Source organism: Bradyrhizobium algeriense (assembly GCF_003062295.1).
Lineage (GTDB): Bacteria > Pseudomonadota > Alphaproteobacteria > Rhizobiales > Xanthobacteraceae > Bradyrhizobium > Bradyrhizobium algeriense.
On record NZ_PYCN01000245.1, the window covers coordinates 1 to 478 of the forward strand.

Consider the following 478-nt stretch of genomic DNA (forward strand, 5'->3'; position numbering starts at 1 on the left):
CTTTCCGGCCCTGCGAGCCGCGTCTTCGGCGGCCCGCATCAGAGCCGCGCCGATGCCGCGCTTTCGGGCCTGGCCGTGAACGAGCATCTTGGCGATGTCGGCCCGATGCGGCTGGTTCTCCGGCTGCTTGAGCACGATCTGCACGGTGCCCACGATCCGTCCGCTCGTGTCCTCCTGGGCGACGAGCAGGATGCGTTCTCCGTCGGCGACACCCTCGGCGACGCCCTGCCAGAAGGCATCGGCTCTCTCGCGGGTCAGCGGCGACATGAAGCTGACCGAGGCGCCGCCCTCGACGCAATCGATCAGAACGGCGGACAAAGCGCCGACCTGCTCGCTGGCTTCCGGTGCGGAGAGATGGCGGATGGTGATCGACTCGGTCATGGGAGGTTCTCAGCGCTGGGTGCCGGACCCGGCACGCGCGTCGGTGGCAAGAGCCACGACATAGCGGGCGGGTCGGTCGGCATGGTTGCGAAAAATG

General features: G+C 68.2%; 1 protein-coding gene. It reads right to left on the reverse strand.

All coding sequences use genetic code 11. From position 1 onward, the window contains the following. A partial coding sequence (locus C7G61_RS43340; RefSeq protein WP_108523448.1) for a GNAT family N-acetyltransferase occupies window positions 1–381 on the reverse strand: 381 nt, incomplete at its 3' end. Window positions 382–478 lie beyond the last annotated feature (97 nt).